General features: G+C 47.3%; 4 tRNA genes and 1 rRNA gene. All 5 read left to right on the forward strand.

The window, feature by feature from the left end:
* The first annotated feature begins 109 nt into the window (after positions 1 to 109).
* The 5 genes from rrf (at position 110) to DM800_RS24860 (ending at position 658) form a co-directional block, all read left to right on the forward strand.
* Positions 110 to 225, forward strand: a 5S ribosomal RNA gene (gene rrf / locus DM800_RS24840).
* Positions 226 to 229: 4 nt separating this feature from the next.
* Positions 230 to 305: transfer RNA gene (locus tag DM800_RS24845), tRNA-Val, on the forward strand.
* 103 nt (positions 306 to 408) lie between these two features.
* Positions 409 to 483, forward strand: a tRNA-Gln gene (locus DM800_RS24850).
* 4 nt (positions 484 to 487) lie between these two features.
* A tRNA-Lys gene (locus DM800_RS24855) sits at positions 488 to 563 on the forward strand.
* A 14-nt stretch (positions 564 to 577) separates the two neighbouring features.
* Positions 578 to 658: transfer RNA gene (locus tag DM800_RS24860), tRNA-Leu, on the forward strand.
* Positions 659 to 687: the final 29 nt, after the last annotated feature.

Raw genomic sequence — 687 nt, forward strand, 5'->3', positions numbered from 1 at the left:
TTAACCATATAATATGAAGCAATGTTATCTAGTTTTGAAAGAATATAAAAAACTTGTTGACTTTAAAAGTTAAATAAGTTACAATGATTCTTGTCTTAAATGAATACAGTCTGGTAATGATGGCAGAGAGGTCACACCCGTTCCCATACCGAACACGGAAGTTAAGCTCTCTAGCGCCGATGGTAGTTGGGACCTTGTCCCTGTGAGAGTAGGACGTTGCCAGGCAAATGGAGGATTAGCTCAGCTGGGAGAGCACCTGCCTTACAAGCAGGGGGTCGGCGGTTCGATCCCGTCATCCTCCACCATATATGTCCGAGGGGTAGCGAAGTGGCTAAACGCGGCGGACTGTAAATCCGCTCCTTCGGGTTCGGCAGTTCGAATCTGCCCCCCTCCACCATTCTTAATTAATGGGCTATAGCCAAGCGGTAAGGCAACGGACTTTGACTCCGTCATGCGCTGGTTCGAATCCAGCTAGCCCAGCCATTAAGAGCCATTAGCTCAGTTGGTAGAGCATCTGACTTTTAATCAGAGGGTCGAAGGTTCGAATCCTTCATGGCTCACCATTTTAAATAAATATGCGGGTGTGGCGGAATTGGCAGACGCACTAGACTTAGGATCTAGCGCCTTTGGCGTGGGGGTTCGACTCCCTTCACCCGCACTTTTAATAAAATAACTCAAACATGTCTT

It is taken from the genome of Bacillus sp. AY18-3, assembly GCF_008042305.1.
Taxonomy (GTDB): Bacteria; Bacillota; Bacilli; order Bacillales; family Bacillaceae_G; genus Bacillus_A; species Bacillus_A wiedmannii.